The organism is Desemzia sp. C1, from assembly GCF_020882875.1.
GTDB lineage: Bacteria > Bacillota > Bacilli > Lactobacillales > Carnobacteriaceae > Desemzia > Desemzia incerta.
Window position 1 is genome coordinate 2,376,204 of the sequence record NZ_JAJIZP010000003.1, and the last position, 20,951, is coordinate 2,397,154.

Here is a 20,951-nt window from a genome sequence, read left to right on the forward strand (position 1 = left end):
ATCATCTCGGTTTCATACATGCAAAAAAGTGCGGAACCTATAGGCTCCGCACTTTTTTATAAGAGTTAACGTCTTATTTCATTTTGTTCTTTTTAGCAGCTTTTTCACGTTCACCTTTGTTCAGGATTTGTTTACGTAAACGTACGTTAACTGGAGTGATTTCACAGTACTCATCTTCTCCGATAAACTCTAATGATTCTTCAAGAGTTAATTTACGTGGAGTTTTGATCACGTTTGTTTGGTCTTTATTCGCTGAACGAATATTTGTTTTTTGTTTTTCTTTTGTGATGTTAACCGTAATATCATTTTCACGGCTGTTTTGTCCTACGATCATACCTTCGTAGATTTCAGTACCTGGCTCTACAAAAATCGTTCCACGGTCTTCAACACCCATAATACCATAAGTTGTAGCTTTTCCAGTTTCAGTAGAAACTAAAGTACCATTACGACGTCCGCCGATAGTCCCTTTGATAACTGGCAAGTATTGGTCAAATGTATGGTTCATGATTCCGTAACCGCGAGTCATTGATAAGAACTCAGTTGAGTATCCGATCAATCCACGAGCAGGAGCTAAGAACACAAGTTTTACTTGTCCGTTCCCGTTGTTCACCATGTCGATCATCTCACCTTTACGTAAGCTTAATGATTCAATGATTGAACCCATATATTCTTCAGGGCTGTCAATTTGAACGCGCTCGAAAGGTTCACATTTCACACCATCAAAATCTTTAACGATAACTTCAGGACGAGAAACTTGTAACTCGTATCCTTCACGACGCATGTTTTCTACTAAGATAGACAAATGCAATTCTCCACGACCTGAAACGATCCAAGCATCAGGAGATTCTGTGTTTTCTACACGTAAAGAAACGTCAGTATGCAATTCAGATAATAAACGGTCTTCTAATTTACGAGAAGTTACCCATTTACCTTCACGACCTGCAAAAGGTGAGTTGTTTGTTAAGAACGTCATTTGCAATGTTGGTTCATCAATATGCAAGATTGGTAATGGATCGATATGGTCAACAGGTGTAACTGTTTCCCCAACAAAGATATCTTCCATACCAGATAAAGCAATCAAATCTCCAGCTCTAGCTTCTTCGATTTCAACACGGTTTAAACCGAAGAATCCTAATAATTTAGTTACACGGAAGTTTTTAGTTGTACCATCTAATTTACTTAAAGCAACTTGATCTCCAACTCTGATCGTTCCACGGAATACACGTCCGATACCGATTCTACCAACGTAGTCACTATAATCTAATAATGAAACTTGGAATTGTAAAGGCTCTTCACTGTTGTCGACTGGTGCTGGAATTTCTTTCAAGATTGTTTCAAATACAGGATCCATAGAAGCTTCTTGTTCACTTGGATCTTCTGATAAACTACTTGTTCCGTTTAATGCAGAAGCATAAACAACTGGGAATTCTAATTGATCATCGTCTGCTCCCAATTCGATAAATAATTCTAAAACTTCATCCACAACTTCAGCAGGACGTGCAGAAGGCTTGTCGATTTTATTGATAACAACGATTGGAGTTAATTTTTGCTCCAAGGCTTTTTTCAATACGAAACGTGTTTGTGGCATTGTTCCTTCATATGAGTCAACAACCAACACAACTCCGTCTACCATTTTCATGATACGTTCTACTTCTCCACCGAAGTCCGCATGTCCTGGTGTATCCATGATGTTGATGTGTGTATCTTTGTATTTAACGGCTGTATTTTTTGCTAAGATCGTGATTCCACGCTCTTGCTCAATAGCATTTGAGTCCATTGCGCGTTCTGCTAATTGATTATGAGCATCCAATGTATCTGATTGTTTCAGCAATTCATCTACCAAAGTTGTTTTACCGTGGTCAACGTGGGCAATAATTGCGACATTTCTTAGGTTTTCTCTTCTTTTCATTAGTATATATTCCTCCAAGACTTCTTCTGAAATCATTTAATCCATTCTGCTCTGCTTTTTCTGAGCAAAATACATAAAAAGCTAAACTGTTCTTAATAACGGATGTCTACGTACATTGCTTATTTCTCACTATTTCCAATAATGAAAACGCTATGAAAACGTACTAGGTTCAACTTTCAACTTTCCTAGTGTAACACTTTGCAGAGTATTTGAAAAGAAAAACTTTCATTTTTTTCATCCTCTAAGCTGCAACTTCTTATAATAGACAAACACTGTTTTATTTTACTTTTTTCAGCTTTCTTTTTCAGTCAAATGCTGAATAATTTCTTGATGAGCTGCAGGCGTAGCGACAACGACTGGATTTTTTTTCAATAAATCGATTTTTTCACCATTGGCTTGTGTGTAAACTAAACCAACTTCTTCGGCAATCAACTTTCCAGCAGCAATGTCCCATGGAGCTAATGAAGCGGCTATATAAGCTACTAACCTGCCTGTACTGACATACAATGTCTCCAGACCAGCTGACCCGATCATTCGGACTCCATTACTCTTACGTGCGACTTGACGAACCGCCTCACTTTTACCAGATAGCAGCAGACTGCTAATGGCTACCAACCCGTCTTTCAACGGAAGATCTTGAACAGTATCTATTCGTTGTCCATTACAACTAGCTCCTTGACCTTTGATTGCACTGTACAATTCATCTTTCATGACATCATAAATATATGCCATCTGTCCAATCCCGTCTTCGTACACTGCTACCATGACAGCAAAATCATTCTGTTGTTTTACAAAATTCAACGTTCCATCAATAGGGTCAATGATCCAAACTACCCCATTCAAATCTTTTATCTCTTCATTGTCACTTTCTTCTGCGAAGATTCGTTCATCAGGAAAATGCTGACGAATATTTTTAATCAACATTTCCTCTGTTTTCTTGTCCATTTCCGTAACTAAATCATTTCGATTCGACTTTTCTTCTACTTGGATGCTTTTTTCAAATGAATCCTTGATCGTTTTACCAGCTTCAAGCACCCATTGTGTAATCAGTTCATGTCTTTTATTGATTTGTTCCAAACCCATCACCCTTTCTTTCTATTTTATAGCTCAATATAAGCATACATTTACATTTTTATTGTTTTGTTTGTACCTTTTTTAGCAGCTTTTACTACTCGGTACAAGGAGTAACCAGAAATATCTTCGAATTTGTTACCCCATCGTTTTTCTTCTCCTTTAGAAGGAATAACTTTTTTAAATAAAGCATATTGAGCTAAGAATTCTTCTCTGTCTACTCCAGTTTCGTAAGCCAACTCTACTAAACGCCATAGATTTACAACATTTACCATTTCATCTCGCTTCCACTCATAGTCTAGTGGATACTCATAACTGTTTTTCATCTTACCAACCTCGTTCGATTATTTATAGTCCATTTTTTTCTTCTTTTTCTATTATACCAAAATTTGAGATATATTGCTGTTCTGAACTTTTAACCTATGTAAAATAATCGAGTAGGAGATAAATAATTAATTTATTAATCGTCCTCTCACACCACCGTACGTACCGTTCGGTATACGGCGGTTCAATTTCATATAACATGCTTTTGTTTTAAATAGTAACTATCTGGAGATACTAGACCTTTAAGGGCTAGTATCTTATTGGTTACTGTGGTTGTCATAACCCAGGACAGGGCTATTCGGGCAGTTCCTTTGGAACTGTGGCTATTCATGTAGGCGTTGTAGTCGCTCATCCCTAGTTTAGTGAGGGCTCTTCTTCGATTTTTGGCTGTTTTCCATTGGTGCCAGATACACATCCTCAGTCGATAACGAAGATGACTCGCTATTTTCTTGAGTTTTGTGTGCATATTTCCTATTTTGAAATAGTTCACCCATCCTCTGATGACTTGATTCAATTTAACGATGCGGTAAGCCATATCAATGCCCCAGCTTTTCTTGCTTAGCTGATGAAGCTTATATTTAAACGTCTCGATTGATATGGCATGAGGCTTTGCTTGATAGCCTTTATCTGCTTTCGACCAATAGAATCCAAATCCCAAGAATTTAAAGGTTGGGTCATTAGGTTTAATGATTTTCGATTTACTCGTGTTCACAGTTAAACCCAGAGTTTCCTCAATATATCGTGTAACCGAACGCATTACGCGCCTTGCTGCGAATTCGCTCTTAACGAGGATAATGCAGTCATCTGCGTATCGCACGAAGTGTAGACCTCTTCTCTCTAGTTCTTGGTCGAGTTCATTTAAGAGGATATTACTCAATAATGGCGAGAGGTTTCCCCCTTGGGGAGTGCCAACTGGACTTTCCTCATATTCTCCGTTTACCATAATACCACTCACGAGATATTTCCGAATCAATGATATCACATCACCATCGGTTATTTTCCGAGAAACTAGATTCATCAGTCGATCATGGTTAACGGTGTCAAAGAACTTCTCTAAATCAATGTCGACAATCCAGTGATAACCTTCGTTCATATCTCTTAGCCCTTGCGCTATAGCCATATGGGCGTTGCGGTTTGGACGGAATCCATAACTACTGTTGTGGAAGTGTTCGTCAAAAATGGGTGTGAGAACTTGTGCAATCGCTTGTTGAATAACTCGGTCAATCACTGTCGGTATACCCAGTAGTCTGACCCCACCCGATGGTTTAGGTATTTCTACTCTTCTGACAGGTTTAGGTTGATAGTGACGTTGACGAATAGTCTGAATAAGCTCTTCTTTGTGCTGACGAAGATATTCTTTAGCCTCTTCGATAGACATACCGTCAATGCCTGCGGCACCTTTATTCCGTTCCACTTGTCGAAAGGCTTCGTTTAAATTATTTCTGGATAGGATTCTATCCAGTGTCCTGTTTTCCTGCATGCTTGTTACTCCTTTTCTGCTCTCGTAAGGCAGCTATCTACTTTTACGCTGTCGTAGCCAATAGTCTTTGGCGGCCTCCAATAAAGATGTTTGTAACGATAAAATTGTTCGGTCCTTCGCTCTTTCTAGCTTTCACTAGCTGTCTTCACTACTACGACCTCTGCTGACTTCTCATGAGTCAAGCACTTATCACTAAGTGTATTTGGTATAACGTCATGAGACCTCCCCAGTTAAGGTGCGAACTCTTTCACTCCATCTATCTGCCACATTTATGCTTCGAGTTAGGACAGTTATCGGACTTTAGCTTCTTTCGCAGCCTTATCCACTCGACTCACCTCTTATGTGATTTCTGTTCGTCAGACCAGAGTTTTGCCTTAGGCTTCCTTCAGATTCCACCTCACGGTGGACACCCTTGCCGTCAGCTATATGCTTACCACTGTCAGGTCGCATTCGGGACTTGCACCCGTTAGAGTTCGCCCATGCTGGGCGAACAAAAAGAGAAGCTGGAATCATGCTTCCAGCTTCTCTTAAAATAATTACCGTGTATTACGATAATTTACTTCTTACATATGAATTGGCATTCCTAATGCTGCTTCAGCTGCATCCATAACAGATTCACCTAAAGTTGGGTGAGCATGGATTGTCAATGAAATGTCTTCTGCATTCATTCCACTTTCAATTGCTAAACCTAATTCAGCAATCAAGTCACTAGCACTTACTCCGGCAACTTGAGCACCAACAATAACGTTGTCTTCTTTAGTAACAACTAAACGAACAAATCCTTCAGTTGCATTTAAAGAAAGTGCACGTCCGTTACCAGCTAATGGGAATTTAAATGCTTTAACATCTAATCCTTTTTCTTTAGCTTCTTTTTCGTTTAATCCAACGATGGCAATTTCAGGATCTGTAAATGCAACAGCCGGCATAGCACGATAGTCAACAGCAACTTTTTTACCAGAAATAGCTTCTGCAGCTACTTTTGCTTCATAACTAGCTTTGTGAGCAAGAGCTGGACCAGGTACGATATCTCCAATAGCGAAGATGTGGTCTACACTTGTACGTCCTTGTTCGTCAACTTCAACTAATCCGCGATCAGTCATGTTGACACCAGCAGCTTCTAATCCTAATTCATCTGTATTTGGACGACGTCCTACAGTTACCATTACATAATCTGCATCGATTGACTCTTCTTTACCGTTTGCTTCATATTTAACTGTAACTCCGTTGTCTGTTTCTACAGCTTCTTTAGCCATAGCACTTGTTACGACTTTAACACCTTTAGCTTTGCAGTTCTTTTCAACTAATTTAACAACATCTTTTTCGAATCCACCTAAAATAGTGTTCATACCTTCAAGAATCGTTACTTCAGCACCTAAGTTAGCGTAAGCACCGGCTAATTCACTACCGATATAACCTCCACCTACAACAACTAATTTCTTAGGAACTTCTTTAAGGTTCAACCCACCAGTTGAATCGATTACTCGTCCGCCGAATTTAAATCCTTTGATTTCGATCGGGCGACTACCTGTTGCAATAATAGCGTTTTTGAACGTGTATGTTTGTGCACTCATTTCAGTCATCACACGCATGGTATGATCATTGTTGAAATAAGCTTCTCCACGTAAAATTTCTACTTTGTTCTTTTTAAGCAACATTTCGATACCGCTAGTCAATGTGTTCACTACTTTGTTGTCTTTCCATTCTTGAGTTTTAGTAAAATCAAGAGTGACATTCTCCGTAGTAACACCAAATACTGATGAATCTAAAGCTTCTTGGTAACGATGTCCAGCACTGATCAATGCTTTAGAAGGAATACAACCAACGTTTAAACAAACTCCGCCGATGTATTCTCTTTCAACGATCGCTACTTTTTGTCCTAATTGTGCAGCACGGATAGCCGCAACATATCCGCCTGGTCCTGAACCTACAACAACTGTGTCTAATTCTAATGCGAAATCTCCTACTACCATTTAGTTTTCACCTTAACCTTCCATTAATAACAATTCTGGATCTGCTAACAATCTCTTAATGTTGTTCATTGCTTTTTGAGCAGTTGCTCCATCGACAATACGGTGGTCAAAACTTAATGAAAGTTTCATGACACGTCCAACAGCAATTTCACCTTCAGCATTAACGATTGGTTGTTGCGTGATTGTACCTACACCTAAGATAGCTACTTCAGGGTAGTTGATAACCGGAGTAAACCAGCCGCCGCCAACTGAACCAATGTTACTGATTGAGATTGAACCGTTTCTCATGTCTGCTGCAGCTAATTTACCTTCATGAGCTTGAGCTGCTTTGTCATTGATTTCGTCTGCAATTGTAAACATCCCTTTTGCATCAGCATTTTTAACGTTTGGTACATATAGACCATTGTCAGTATCAGTTGCGATACCAATATTGATGTAGTTTTTGTATACAATTTCTTGAGATGCGTCATCAATAGAAGCATTCATTACAGGGAATGCTTTTACTGTAGCTGCCAATGCTTTAACTACATATGGTAAGAAAGTAAGTTTTGTTCCTTTTTCAGCAGCAATTGATTTGAATTTCTTACGGTGATCCCATAATTTAGAAACTTCTACTTCGTCATGCAATGTAACATGAGGAGCAGTATGTTTGCTGTTTACCATTGCTTTAGCAATAGCTTTTCTTGTTGGTGTCATTTTTTCACGAGTTTCTGCTTCGCCCATAGAAGAAGTAAATGGTTGTGCAGCTGGTGCTTCTTCTTTTTTGGTTTCTTTTGCTGCTGGAGTTGCAGTAGTTTCAGCTTTTTCTTCTTTAGCTGGAGCAGCTGTTTCGCCTGACATAAAACTTTGTACGTCTTCTTTAGTTGTACGTCCGCCTTTACCAGATGGAGTAACTAAAGCGATATCTACGTCATTTTCACGAGCAAATTGACGAACTGAAGGCATAGCTAGTACGCGTTCGTTACGTTCACCAGTTTGAGGTGTTGATGCAGCAGGTTTGCTTTCAGTTGCAGCCGCAGAAGAAGTTTCAGCTGCAGGAGCTGACTCGTCAACGTATCCTGGAACATCGATTTCTACAAGAACGTCGCCAACTGTAGCTACTGTTCCTTCAGAAACTAGGATGCTTTTAACTGTTCCAGAAACTGGAGAAGCAATTTCTTCAACAGATTTGTCGTTTTGGATTTCAGCAATTGAATCTTCTTCTTCAATTGTATCTCCTTCAGCGATCAACCATTTTACGATTTCGCCTTCTGCCATTCCTTCGCCAACGTCTGGCATTTTGAATTTATAGATTGAAGATCCTGCTGAACCAGAAGTTGCTGGATCAACAGCTTTTTCTTCGTTTGCAGGTGAAGATGGAGTAGATGCTGCTGCATCTTCTTCGTCTTCATGTCCTGGTGCATCGATTTCGATCAATACATCTCCAACAGTTGCTACTGTTCCCTCAGGTACTAAGATTTTTTTGATTGTTCCAGAAACTGGAGTAGCAATCTCTTCAACTGATTTGTCGTTTTGGATTTCAGCAACTGAATCTTCTTCTTGTACTGTATCTCCTTCAGCGACTAACCATTTTACGATTTCGCCTTCTGCCATTCCTTCGCCAACGTCTGGCATTTTAAATTTGAAAGCCATGTTTATTTCTTCCTTTCTCTCTATCACTGTAGTTTTAAACTTTTTGTAAGATGAATAATATGAATGAATGCCTCCTTCCACTTCAATGTTAAAGTCATTCATTCATATTCTATTAAAAATCTTCCGTTTAGAAAAGCAATGACACTTTTAAAATTAGAAGTTTACAGTTTCTTTAACTTGTTCAAAAATATCTTTTGAGTTTACGTTCCAGTCATCTTCAGCTAAACCGAATGGGAAGATCGTATCAGGAGCTGCTACAAATCCAACTGGAGCTTCAAGAGATAACACAGCACGTTGCGAGATTTCAGAAATAACTGTTGGACCTACACCAGCTTGGCGTTGAGCTTCTTGAACAACTACTACACGTCCAGTTTTTTCAACTGAAGCAATGATTGTTTCGATATCTAATGGAGAAATCGTTCTTAAGTCGATGATTTCTGCTGAGATACCTTCTTTTTCTAATTCATCTGCAGCTTTTAATGATTCACGAACCATAGCTCCATAAGTGATGATAGAAACGTCTTTACCTTCACGAGTAACCGCAGCTTTACCTAGAGGAACAGTGTATTGCTCTTCAGGAACTTCATCACGGAATGAACGGTAAAGTCTCATATGCTCTAAGAAGACAACTGGGTCGTTGTCACGAATAGATGCTGTCAACAATCCTTTTGCATCATAAGGGTTTGATGGAACAACCACTTTCAAACCTGGAGATTGCGTGAACAAACCTTCTAAGTTATCAGCATGTAATTCCGGTGTATGAACTCCCCCACCAAATGGCATACGGAAAGTGATCGGCATAGTACGGGTACCACCCATACGGTAACGAGTACGAGCTGCTTGAGCTACAATAGAATCCATTACTTCAAAAATGAAACCAATAAATTGGATTTCTGGTACTGGACGGAATCCTTGAAGAGCTAAACCAATAGCCATTCCACCAATCGCAGATTCAGATAGTGGAGTATCACTTACGCGATCTTCACCATATTTTTCGCTAAGACCTGTAGTAGCACGGAAAACTCCACCGTTTTTACCAACGTCTTCACCAAAAATCATCACTTTATTGTCTTGTGCCATTTCTTGATCTAGCGCTTCAGTGATCGCTTGAATCATTGTTTTTTGTGCCATGATTATTTACTCTCCTTTGCTTCATACTTCGCAATTTGCTCTTGAGTTACTTGACCAGGTACTTCATACATGTTTTTCAAGAAACTAGAGATTTTTTGTTTAGGTGCTTTATCTGCTTCTTTAGCAGCTTCTTTGATTTCTTCTTGTGTTTTTTCAATAAAAGCAGTTTCTTTTTCTTCTGTCCATAGACCTTTTTCAGTTAAGAAATTACGGAAACGGATCAATGGATCGCGTTGTGCCCAGTAATCAATACCTTCTTGGTCACGGTAGATTGATGGGTCATCTCCAGAAGTTGAGTGAGGGCCGAAACGGGAAGTAACTGTTTCGATTAAAACAGGACCATTTCCTGCTAATGCCCATTCTCTAGCCTGTTTAGATACAGCGTATACTGCTAGCGGGTCCATACCGTCTACTTGGATACCTGGGATTCCAACTGCAGCTGCTTTTTGAGCTAAAGTTGTAGCGCCAGTTTGTTTTTCACGTGGAGTCGAAATAGCGTAACCGTTGTTTTGGATATAAAACACGATTGGAGCTTTGTAACGACTTGCATAGTTCAAACCTTCATAGAAGTCTCCTTGTGAAGAACCGCCATCACCAGTATAAGTGAATGAAACAGCATTATCGCCATTTAATTTTTGTCCTACTGCGCTACCCATTGCTTGGATAATTTGAGCTCCGATAATAATTTGAGGAGGCATCGCTTTCAAAGTTTCAGGATAGTTGTTTCCTTCAACGTGTCCTCTAGACCATAAGAAAGCTTGGCTTACAGGTAATCCGTGTTGGATCAATTGTGGAATATCACGGTAACCAGGGAATAACCAGTCTTCTTTAGTAAATGCATAATGACTTGCAAGTTGAGAAGCTTCTTGACCTGCAGTCGGTGCGTAGAAACCTAAACGTCCTTGACGAGCTAGAGCCATTGAACGATTATGCAATGTACGTGACCACACCATTTTCTCCATTAATTCTACTAACTGATCATCAGTTAACTCAGGCATAATGTCTTCGTTTACGACATTTCCATCCTTGTCTAAGATTTGTACCATTGGATAAGCAGCATCAATTGCACTTAACAACGCTTCATAATCTACAGGTTGTTTATTGTTAGCCATTTATTACCCATTCCTCTCTTTTAAACAGTATAATTTTAAAAATAATACAGATTTTTGAAACTGTATCAATTAATTTCGTTTACTATACAAATCTATCATTCTTTTTGTTATTTTGCAAGCACTTAATCTATGGTTTGAAATTATTCGTATAAAGTGGAGTAAGAACGCTTTCTATTCCTTTATAAAGCACTATTTCATTTTAGACAAATGAACGTATTCACAATTCCAGCAAGGTAAAGCGTTCTCTTTTTCAAGCAGATGCTTATAACTCCACAATCTTTTGGCTATTTTTTTGAATTAAAATCTGTTACACAAACAGATTATCTCTGTACTATTTTTCACACAACTGTACTTGTTTTGTAAATTAAAACAAACTACAAAAAAAAGAAGCGCAGCAACTCGCGCTTCTTTTTTGATTAAACAATCCCTTGACTTACCATTGCATTAGCTACTTTATAAAAACCAGCTATATTCGCGCCGGCTGCAAAATCGCCTTCTACTCCATATTCCTTAGCCGTTTCACTGACTTGCTTGTAGATATTTTCCATAATACTTTTTAATCGATGGTCTACATCTTCTAAAGTCCAACTTAGACGCTGACTGTTTTGAGACATTTCTAGTGCCGAAACTGCTACTCCTCCGGCATTTGCGGCTTTAGCCGGTCCAAACAGCACACCAGCTTCTTGGAATAATGTTGTACTTTCCAAGTCTGTCGGCATATTTGCCCCTTCAGCAACAGCATACACGCCATTTCCAAGGATGGTATTTGCAGCTTCCTTAGTGATTTCATTTTGTGTAGCACACGGCAATGCTATGTCGTAGCTGATTTTATGATTCCACACATTTCCTTCATAGTAAGCAGCGTTTGGATGGTCGTTTACGTATTCAGAAATACGACCACGTCTATTCTCTTTGATATCTTTTACTAATTCGATATCGATTCCTTCTTCATCAATGATGTACCCGTCAGAATCAGAACAAGCAATCACTATTCCTTCATACTCGTGAACTTTTTCCATGGCATAAGTTGCTACATTTCCACTTCCTGAAACGATAACTCTCTGCTGTTTGAAACTTTTTTTCGCGTCTTCCAACATAGCTTTTGTAAAATAAACCAGTCCATAACCAGTTGCTTCCGTTCTCCCGATGCTTCCTCCATATAAAAGAGGTTTTCCAGTCAACACACCGTTCAATGAACCGTTCAATTTTTTGTACTGTCCATATAAGTATCCGATTTCTCTAGCCCCTACTCCGATGTCTCCAGCCGGAACATCCATATCTGGACCAATGTATTTTTGCAATTCTGTCATCAAACTTTGACAAAAACGCATTACTTCAGCATCTGATTTCCCTTTAGGATCAAAATCACTACCGCCTTTTCCTCCACCAATTGGAAGCCCAGTCAAACTATTTTTAAAGATTTGCTCAAATCCTAAGAATTTAACGATACTTTGATCAACAGTTGGATGGAATCTTAGTCCTCCTTTATATGGTCCGATGGCTGAATTGAATTGCACACGAAAAGCTCTGTTGATTTTTACTTCTCCTTGATCTGTCACCCAAGGAACTCTAAATTGGATGATTCGTTCAGGCTCTACTATACGGCCTAAAATATTCTCTTTAATGAATTCGGGATGTGCTGACAACACAGGCTCAATAGAATAGAAAAATTCATGAACAGCCTGTAAAAACTCCGGTTGATGAGAATCTCTTTCCTTTACTTCTTGGTAAATCTGCTCAATATATTGTTTAGCCTCTGACATAATAGTCCTCCTTGTTTCATTAAAAAATGATGATACAATAATAACTTTTTTATTATCGCACATTTTTATACAGATAAAAAGAAGAAATCCTCGTGCATTCTTTACATAATGCTGTTAGAATAGATAGGTTGAAAGTTAGTTTGACAACTATTAAAATAGTACTATTAATATTAAGTAGGAGTGAATGATCAATGATTACAATGAAAGACATTATTCGAGAAGGCCATCCTACTCTTCGTTTAGTCGCTAAAGAAGTAGAATTACCATTATCTAAAGAAGTAATTGATTTAGGACACGAAATGATGGAATTCTTAGTGAATAGCCAAGATCCCGAATTAGCAGAAAAATATGAACTAAGAGCCGGTGTTGGATTAGCCGCTCCGCAAATCGATCAATCTATTCGTATGGTAGCCGTTCATATCCCTGGGATCGAAGAAGACAGTGAAGACTATATTTTAAGCGACGTGATGGTGAACCCTAAAATCGTCAGCCACTCTGTTCAATCTTCTTGTTTAGCTGAAGGAGAAGGATGTTTGTCAGTGGATCGTGATGTTCCAGGTTATGTGCCTCGTCACAGCAGAATCACCGTAACTTACCATGATTTAAATGGTGAAAAACAAAAAGTTCGGTTGAAAAATTATGCAGCAATGGTCGTTCAACACGAGATCGATCATTTGAACGGTGTAATGTTCTACGACCGCATCAACGAAGAAAACCCTTATCAATTAGATGAAGGTGTCAATATTATTTCATAAGAAAAAAGGAGTCGGGTAAAACCCGGCTCCTTTTTTCTTTAGGTAAAATAAGTATTTTTGATTTGCTCTACAACATTTTGAAATTCCAAAAAAGGAAAAGCGAGTTGCGCAAACAGATCGAGTTGAACAATTTGATACAGAATAATTGCAGATGCAACAGCAAATATAATCAGTTCGCTTACTCCACCAGTCGTATAATAGATGCGTTTAAAACCAAACTGAATATTCTTATTGTAAATAGGCTGAAGCCAAGCTATGCCGTATTTTGAAAAAGAATCTTCTACTAAATGAGCCAGAAACCCCATCAAAAACCACGTCGCCCAATCCATCGGCAAATTTAAACCAGCGAGCAGTATTCTAACTAGTACTGTGAAAAAAACAGCGCCTGCCAAAGAATGCACGATCCCTCTATGCCCAAATAATTTTCTCATCCCATCACTGATGATCGGCATACGCGTTCCAATAAACGACCCTGGATGGTCGATATCCGGAAATAACGAACCCACTCCCAACGCTGCTAAGTTACCTAACGTCAAAGCATCCGAAGAAGCCAGCATAGGTAATGTAACAGCGTAAGTGACAGCTAAATGTGTTTTGTAACGCATTTTTTCTCCTTTCAAATGATAAACACCCCACTCTTTTTCACACGACTCTCGCCGCTGATACCAAATAAAGGTGTTCAAAATAATCTTTGCATTTTAGGAATCTGAATCAAAAAAAACCTTCCAACACAAAATACGCCTTCCCACCACGAGACACTTCATCCCGCGGCGGCGAACGCACGTTCTATTGTATCATAATAGAGTGTGAATTACTCGAAGTTTTGTAGCAAATAAAAAAGGAGCAAGAAATCGCAACAAAAAAATCTTTAAACCATCGTAAAAGACGGTTTAAAGATTTTTTAAATATACATATGGAGATAAGGGGGGTCCCTTTTTACTTTCACACAACATCACTCATTATCAAACCAGCTTAATAGTAGATGATTTAATATTTTACTAGTTCAATCAATTTGATTAAATTGAAACCATTTCTGGGTCATTTTCTGGGTCATTCAATTCAATACTAATTCCATAATGCAACTCAAAATACTAGTGTGGGCGCTATGTATAAAGAGATTGTTTTTTATTCACCAATATATTTTTTAAATTTACTTGGACTGATATGGTAAGAATATTTACTGCTCATTTTTACAGCATAACCAAAATCAAATACACCTCGTTGTAAACCAACCCTTATAAATTGTTCTGATTTGCCCATTTTCTTTGCTGCAACCGAAATAGGTACATTACCGATCTTATCATCATTTATTTTCTCATTGCTTTCCAGACTACAATAAGAAACGGGAATGTCCAAAGCATCCATTAATTTTTGTTTATTTTTTTCAGACGGTTCATTTTTCCCTGAAATATATTGACTGATGGAAGATTTACCAATACCCGTTAAATCTGACAATTGTTTTTGAGTAACTTCTTTTTGTCGCATCCATTTTTTCAACTCTTGATCAAATGCCATTTTCTTCACCTCTAGCTTTGTTCTATACTCATGACTAGTATAATGCTAAATATCAAAAAAAGAAGCCCAAATGGCTTCTTTTTGTTTGGAACGATATTACTTCATGAATCCTAATTCATCTGCAACTCGATCAAAGAATTTATCACGTAATCTAACACAAGTTCGTTCACTAGAATGGCATTTTGAAGCTATATCACTCAATGTAAGTATTCTCGGATTTCTAAAATAATATTCCTTGATAATTGTTTTAGTTTCTTCATCCGATTGAAACAGTAATCGATCAATAGTGTTTTTATATAGAGTAAGATTTCTTATTCTTCTATCATCCGCGATAGTTAATACTTTTTGTTCTGTTGGTTTACTGATAAAACCTGATTTCCCTCCGCCTATATTTTCATCTTGAAGAGTGGAAGGATATAAAATACCTTCTTCAAGATGAGCAATATATGGACCATAGTCAGGATAATCATGTAAGATAGTTTCAATATTTTTAAAAGTAGATTTTTTCATGCGCAGATCTCCTTATCCAAATAAACATAATATGCCATTAATCATGCACTCCTTCCGCTGATTTTCTCATGGCGTCTTCTAATCCACCAACAATATAATCTACTACCCCATCCAAATCTTGTTCTTTGGTTACAGTATTGTTTATCCCACCTAAATTTACACTGATGTCATGGTTAGTAGTGTGACGATTGACAATGTTTCTAGCGGCTAAATCGCGTAAATATTTTAGATCTTCAGCGCTCATATCGAGAGCATCTTTCATATCATCGGTATTATCTGCAATATCTGCTAAGTCATCAGCGGCAGAACCACCAGCCCCACCAGTTTTGTCTTTAGCTGCTTCACCTAATCCTTTGTCATCCTCAGCACCAGGTAAACCACCCATTTCTTCTAAAGTCGGAATATTTCCAGAACCTAACTTATCCAAAATATCAGCATAATCAGATTCAGTTGGTGTTTTCGGCATGTCAAAACCTAAAGCGTCCATCAGATCAAAGTTTTTAACATTATCAACTAAGTTTTCGCCCCATTTATACCCTGCACTATGTGCATCTTCAATACTCTTATAATCTAATTTATCAAACATAACTGTTTCTGGCATTTTAGGTAATTCGATATTAGAAAGAAAATCTTTCGTGATGTTTGGAGTATCAAAGTTGACCGCTTCTGGCATTTTTGGAACATCGATACCACCCAAAAATGATTTGGTTAAGCTTGAACGATCAAAAGATACAGCTTCTGGTAACGATGGAACATTAACTGAATTTTTATAGTTTCCAGCTAAATTGGAACGCTCAAGAGAAACAGTTTCTGCTTTTGTTGGAGCAGACAAATTAGCTCCTATATTATCAACCATACCCTGAACACCTGATCCAACTTGCAAATCAACTGTTCCGATTGCGCTGATGTTAACACCTGGAATCATGTTCGCCATTCCAATCAATCCATTTAATCCACCAACGGCGGTATTAATAATAGACGAAATAGCACTAAGGACCACATTGACTAATCCAATCGCTCCACTTCCTGCTGCTTGCATTGCTTTTGATGCAAAAATTGCCATGTGATAGAACGCATTTTGAATACCATAAACCCCAGAATTCCAAGCATTTGCAAAAAACTCTGCTGAACTGATACCCGCATTTAAGATACCGTCTAAAATACTAAGCGCTAAGATATTGAACCCAATGAATCCCATTTGAATTGCCCACAAACCAAAATTCCAAGCATTAGCAAAGAATTCTGCCGTAGCAATTCCCATATTCAATAAGGCATCAAGAATGATAAACACAAGGGTTAATAAAGCTAAAAACGCCATTTGAACAAGCCAAACGCCTAAATTCCACGCGTTAACAAAGAATGAGGCCACAGAAATACCGATTGCTAAAATAACATCTAAGACAACCGCTACAATTAAAGCTAATCCAATAAAGACTAACTGCAATGCCCAAATTCCAAAGTTCCAAGCGTTGACGAAAAATTCAATTGTTGCTATCCCAATATTTGCGATACCAATCAATATGTTCCAGATTACTGCACCCATTATTGCGAATGCTCCGGCTACTACTCCTGTTCCGCTGATCGCCGTACCAGCAAAATGATTAATGGCTGCTACGACGGCATATAGAACGGCAATAATAGCGATGATACCTAAAATCACCCAAGTAATTGGACTTGCTAATAATGCTGCATTCAATCCATATTGGGCGGCTGTTGCTGCCATGGTATTACCTGCCTGTAAGAAACTGGCTGCTGCATGGACGGTTTTTATTGCTGCTGAAGCCGCTTCTATTGCAGTCGTGATTGCTAAACCAGTTCGATAAACAGCCAACACCCCTAAATAGAAAGCTAAAGCTGTTGCAATTCCATATACTATTGGTGCGATCATGCTCCAGTTATCAGCTACAAATTGACCAGCCATGATCATACCGTTGAATACTGATATAACTACGCTCGCCAAAATAGCGACTGCTTGAATTCCATTATTTACGAAATTTTGAAAAGCTTGTGTGTTTGCTAATTGGTTTAATTTTTGTAAAACAGGTTGAAACGCCATTAAGGCATTATTTTTAAAACTTTGCCAAATTTGACTGAAAGTCATTGGCATTTTTGCGAAATATGCATTGATATCGTCAGTAGCACTCAACATAGCATTCTTAACAATTTCAGCAGTGATTTGACCTTCACTGGCCAGTTCCTTAATACTACCGACACTCACACCCAAATAATCCGCGATTGTTTGAATAATATTTGGTGCAGCTTCGAGTATCGCTTTCAATTCTTCTCCTTGCAATACTCCTGAACCTAAAGCTTGTGTTAATTGAAGGGTTGCTGAATTCGTTTCTTCCACACTTGCATTAGCTATGACAAAGGCTTTATTTAAATTTTCCGCAAACTGTATTGTCTGATTATTACTCTTAAATAAGTTGCCAGTTCGCTGTTCTAACTGCGCAACTGACTCAGCCATATCCATATATGAACCTCTTGACCGTTGAGCCGCTAAAAAAATCAAGTCTTGTAGTTGTTCGGTGGTTTGTAAACTATCATTTATCATGTTTAATCTACCGGTAGTTCGAGCCAACTCATCCGATATATTTATAATGTTGCCTATTGATTGAATAGAAACATAGGTGGCTACAACTCTACCTAAGGTACGACCTAAATTACTAGCTTCATTGGTCCCAGCTCTTATTTCTCTGTTGAATTGATCCTGTGACTCTATATTATCCCTTAAGTAACGTTCTGTTCCACTTATGGTGGTATTCAACTTCTTATAAGCTGTATTGACGTCTGCGGCATCCATTCGTTGCATCGCTTCATTCAATTCATTCTGTTGTACCTCAGCTTGTTGGAGAGAACGTCTCAAAGTTTCTAGTTGATTATTAACTAAATTAATATCTAAATCGACAGGATTTTGTTCCAAATACTGTATTTGTGTTCTTATATCGTTAATGCGATTGCTCATCATTCCTAAATCATTTACAGCGTCATAAGGTAATATATCCATAGTCGCTGCACGACTAGCTATATCAGATTGGGTATTGGCCAAGTTACTGAGCATGGTGTTAGTTGAACTCACTTCTTGTTTAAATCTATCTATCCCAGTAGTTTTAAATACTTCTACCTCTCCTGAATCCCATTCAATGGGTACGATCACTGGTTCTGGCGTAGGAATATCAAGTGGAGGTAAATCTTGCGCTATATTTTCGCGCATCTTAGAAAATGATTTGGTTACATTATCTAATTCACTACGGATATTATCGTAATTTGTACCATCAAAGGCACTATTTGCTGCACCTTGCATATCTTCGAAAGCATTTACAGCAGTATATAGTGAACTCGTTATACTTTGCAGTGGCGAACTCATTTGATCATATATCTCTAACGTTGTTCCTATGTGTGCCATATCTTTTCACCTTCTTTACTATTTTTTCTGTTTTCTTATATTGTTTTTGGAGTATGCGTCTTTTTAATTCTGCATTTACAAGACCATTGAATACTACTTCTGCAGTTCGATAATCATTGACTGCGATAAGCTCTTTCCAAAACTTTTCATCCTTGATAGTGGAATATTCTTTGTAGAAGAGTCTTAAAAAATCAAAGAATAAATTTTGTTTCTGTAACGAAATTTTGGATCGTTTCATTAAAAATTTCATTATTGCTACACTTCCAGGATGTGATTTCTCACGACTATTGATATACATTATTCCATTTGATGAAAAATACCAAAAACGGTTACTGTTTTCTTTTGGAATAACCAAATTGTCAATTTTATTATTTTTAGATTCATTAAAATCCAGAACATACAGGTTATTATTAATCTTTTTAATAGATCTAGAAATAATCTTCACCTTCTTTTCAAGAATTTAAACCGATTCTTTCTTTTATATTCCTTTTCAACTTTGCGTCTAACTTTCTCCATTTCGGAAATATTATTGAATACATGTAGCAGATTTTCTAGACAATGATAACCAACATAAGTATTCATTAATTTTTCATCCCAATCCTTCATCTTTGGATTTTTCTCTACCAGGTAACTTTTGAATGATTGACCTTCTTGCAATTGTTCATCATCAAGTTTCATGACAAAGTTGAAAAGTGTCGCTACATCTTTACCTTCCTCATAAGCTTTATCCAGGATTAAAATCCCCTCTTTTGTCAAGATCCTGTAATCCGTATGATTTTGACTCATATGCTTTAATTCTGATATATATCCCTGGTCCAAATGTTTAAAGTTTACTAACCAAAGATGTTCATTTATTACTTCAATGTTTTTATTCATCGCGGACACCTTCTTTTTCTTGACGTAACACTTTTCCGAATTCTTCCAGCGCTACATCATGAATTTTACTTGCTTTTCGAACATTACAATTTAGATCAAGACTGATTTTTTTCATAAAATGATTTAATAAATATCTAGATTTCAGACTTAATATCAATCCAATCAATTATCTTCTGGTATTAAATTTTCTACAATCTCAGCTAAATTAATTAATTCTGAAAAACCCGAAAGATCCCAATAAGCTGGAATATATTCAGAAATAAATTCTTGACCGCGTAGTATTGAGGAATTCTTTTTTGTTAATGGGCGAATGAATATATCTTTAGCTGTTGATTCTAGTTCTTCAAATGTATTTAAAAGAGCCTCTTTCTCATTGAATTTAGCAAATGTTTTTTTGAAATTAATGATTTGATCTTTGTTCATTGGATCTAATTGTTTTTCAATAACATTTTTAAACAAGTGCATTTTTTCATGATCATCCATAAAGTCTTTTAGAATTAAGAAGGCTTTCTCATCATTAATACTTGAACCTTCAATTTCGATGAATTTCAGTGCATTACTAACTTGCATTTCATAGTCAACGGTTTTCACTTTCTCTTGTTCAAAATATTTGCTCTTTTCAGTTTTAATAAGTTCATTCGTTCTATAATTTAATTGTTCCGCCTGGGATTGGAATTCACTTTTTAATCCATCCAGTTGACCTTTTAACACGTAGACAAAGCCTCCATCATTATATATTTCACCAGTTTCGACCATATGATTAATTGCTTCAGTTGAATCAGTGTTTAGTTTTTCTAAGAAAGCTTGATATACTTCTACTCTATTATTTAAAGATTCTACAAATTTACCCATTATTATCATTCTCCTTCTTTATGTTAGATTATTAAGCGCGAATTACACCATGATGATCCCAATCATCAGGTTCGCCTATAGTCATCGTTTTGATGTCTTTCCAAAGATATCTTCTTTGTTCAAGTTGTAACTTATCTCTTAATTCCGAGACCTCATTTTCAATATATTCTTTTACTGCTGGCTTGTTGTATATTTTTTGTGCTTCTGCATCTGCTGCACTAACATCCGTAGGTAATTTATAACCAGTATAAATTGCTGCTTGAACTGCTAAAACTCTCCCATTTGACTCATTACTATTGAAATAACGAAAAACAAACTCATCTGCAAATAATTTTTCTTGTTCATTCATATTAATTATTCTCCTTTTCCGTAAGGTTGAAATCCTTTTGATTTCAATTCTTTATTTAAATTTATATAAATATTTTTTACTGCTTCATCATATTTTTGATTGATGTTATTAATCTCTTCTTGAATTTCTTCCTGTGTTTTTAAACACCTATGGTTAAACCACGTTTTGATAGGATATACAGCTTCTTTTAATTCTTTATTACGGTATTGTTGAACTAAGGCTATTTTTTTAAAGTTTTCATCAATGGCATCCATTTCACCATCTCCTACGTTTTTTACTCATTAAGATATTTTAGA

The 20,951-nt window shown here is 37.3% G+C and carries 19 protein-coding genes; 1 reads left to right on the forward strand and 18 read right to left on the reverse strand.

The annotated features are described in order from the left end of the window. Positions 1–73: 73 nt before the first annotated feature. From typA to gdhA, 9 genes are all read right to left on the reverse strand, one after another. Positions 74–1,909, reverse strand: a complete 1,836-nt coding sequence (gene typA, locus LMF32_RS11900; protein WP_092481147.1) for a translational GTPase TypA — start codon at positions 1,907–1,909, stop codon at positions 74–76. 291 nt (positions 1,910–2,200) lie between these two features. Further along, a complete protein-coding gene (locus LMF32_RS11905) occupies positions 2,201–2,992 on the reverse strand; it encodes an inositol monophosphatase family protein (protein ID WP_230524871.1) in 792 nt (263 codons plus the stop codon). A gap of 41 nt (positions 2,993–3,033) precedes the next feature. Then, complete coding sequence (locus LMF32_RS11910) at positions 3,034–3,306, reverse strand: UPF0223 family protein (RefSeq protein WP_230524872.1); 273 nt, start codon at positions 3,304–3,306, stop codon at positions 3,034–3,036. Positions 3,307–3,494: 188 nt separating this feature from the next. Further along, complete coding sequence (gene ltrA / locus LMF32_RS11915) at positions 3,495–4,784, reverse strand: group II intron reverse transcriptase/maturase (RefSeq protein ID WP_230523625.1); 1,290 nt, start codon at positions 4,782–4,784, stop codon at positions 3,495–3,497. A gap of 563 nt (positions 4,785–5,347) precedes the next feature. After that, a complete protein-coding gene (gene lpdA / locus LMF32_RS11920) occupies positions 5,348–6,754 on the reverse strand; it encodes a dihydrolipoyl dehydrogenase (protein WP_230524873.1) in 1,407 nt (468 codons plus the stop codon). A gap of 12 nt (positions 6,755–6,766) precedes the next feature. After that, on the reverse strand, positions 6,767–8,386 hold the full coding sequence (locus LMF32_RS11925) for a dihydrolipoyllysine-residue acetyltransferase (RefSeq protein WP_230524874.1): 1,620 nt from the start codon (positions 8,384–8,386) through the stop codon (positions 6,767–6,769). 153 nt (positions 8,387–8,539) lie between these two features. After that, positions 8,540–9,517 carry an alpha-ketoacid dehydrogenase subunit beta gene (locus tag LMF32_RS11930; RefSeq protein WP_092481152.1) on the reverse strand — a complete coding sequence of 326 codons (978 nt, stop codon included), beginning with the start codon at positions 9,515–9,517 and terminating at the stop codon, positions 8,540–8,542. 2 nt (positions 9,518–9,519) lie between these two features. Next, positions 9,520–10,629 carry a pyruvate dehydrogenase (acetyl-transferring) E1 component subunit alpha gene (pdhA, locus tag LMF32_RS11935; RefSeq protein ID WP_092481153.1) on the reverse strand — a complete coding sequence of 370 codons (1,110 nt, stop codon included), beginning with the start codon at positions 10,627–10,629 and terminating at the stop codon, positions 9,520–9,522. Between the two features lie 416 nt (positions 10,630–11,045). Further along, a complete protein-coding gene (gdhA, locus tag LMF32_RS11940) occupies positions 11,046–12,392 on the reverse strand; it encodes an NADP-specific glutamate dehydrogenase (RefSeq protein ID WP_230524875.1) in 1,347 nt (448 codons plus the stop codon). Positions 12,393–12,583: 191 nt separating this feature from the next. Between gdhA and def the strand changes: the two genes are divergently transcribed. Then, positions 12,584–13,147: a peptide deformylase gene (def, locus tag LMF32_RS11945; protein WP_092481155.1), complete on the forward strand. Its 564-nt coding sequence runs from the start codon at positions 12,584–12,586 to the stop codon at positions 13,145–13,147. 38 nt (positions 13,148–13,185) lie between these two features. Here def and LMF32_RS11950 read toward each other — a convergent pair whose 3' ends face one another. The 9 genes from LMF32_RS11950 to LMF32_RS11990 all read right to left on the reverse strand — a co-directional run bounded on the left by LMF32_RS11950 (position 13,186) and on the right by LMF32_RS11990 (position 20,909). After that, positions 13,186–13,752 carry a metal-dependent hydrolase gene (locus tag LMF32_RS11950; protein ID WP_230524876.1) on the reverse strand — a complete coding sequence of 189 codons (567 nt, stop codon included), beginning with the start codon at positions 13,750–13,752 and terminating at the stop codon, positions 13,186–13,188. Between the two features lie 520 nt (positions 13,753–14,272). After that, positions 14,273–14,662 carry a helix-turn-helix transcriptional regulator gene (locus LMF32_RS11955; RefSeq protein WP_230524877.1) on the reverse strand — a complete coding sequence of 130 codons (390 nt, stop codon included), beginning with the start codon at positions 14,660–14,662 and terminating at the stop codon, positions 14,273–14,275. A 96-nt stretch (positions 14,663–14,758) separates the two neighbouring features. Further along, a complete protein-coding gene (locus LMF32_RS11960; protein WP_230524878.1) occupies positions 14,759–15,172 on the reverse strand; it encodes a transcriptional regulator in 414 nt (137 codons plus the stop codon). A gap of 37 nt (positions 15,173–15,209) precedes the next feature. Next, positions 15,210–18,578 (reverse strand): tape measure protein, encoded by a 3,369-nt coding sequence (locus LMF32_RS11965; RefSeq protein WP_230524879.1) that lies wholly within the window; start codon positions 18,576–18,578, stop codon positions 15,210–15,212. Then, the gene (locus LMF32_RS11970; protein WP_230524880.1) at positions 18,544–19,023 is read right to left on the reverse strand and encodes a hypothetical protein; all 480 of its coding nucleotides are present in this window, start codon (positions 19,021–19,023) and stop codon (positions 18,544–18,546) included. Before LMF32_RS11970 ends, LMF32_RS11965 begins: the two co-directional genes overlap by 35 nt. Then, on the reverse strand, positions 19,020–19,454 hold the full coding sequence (locus LMF32_RS11975) for a hypothetical protein (RefSeq protein WP_230524881.1): 435 nt from the start codon (positions 19,452–19,454) through the stop codon (positions 19,020–19,022). The genes LMF32_RS11970 and LMF32_RS11975 overlap by 4 nt, the downstream gene beginning before the upstream one ends. 162 nt (positions 19,455–19,616) lie before the next feature. Next, positions 19,617–20,306, reverse strand: coding sequence for a hypothetical protein (locus LMF32_RS11980; protein ID WP_230524882.1), 690 nt, complete (start codon positions 20,304–20,306; stop codon positions 19,617–19,619). Positions 20,307–20,337: 31 nt separating this feature from the next. Continuing rightward, positions 20,338–20,655: a hypothetical protein gene (locus LMF32_RS11985; RefSeq protein WP_230524883.1), complete on the reverse strand. Its 318-nt coding sequence runs from the start codon at positions 20,653–20,655 to the stop codon at positions 20,338–20,340. Between the two features lie 5 nt (positions 20,656–20,660). Beyond that, the gene (locus tag LMF32_RS11990) at positions 20,661–20,909 is read right to left on the reverse strand and encodes a hypothetical protein (RefSeq protein WP_230524884.1); all 249 of its coding nucleotides are present in this window, start codon (positions 20,907–20,909) and stop codon (positions 20,661–20,663) included. Positions 20,910–20,951 lie beyond the last annotated feature (42 nt).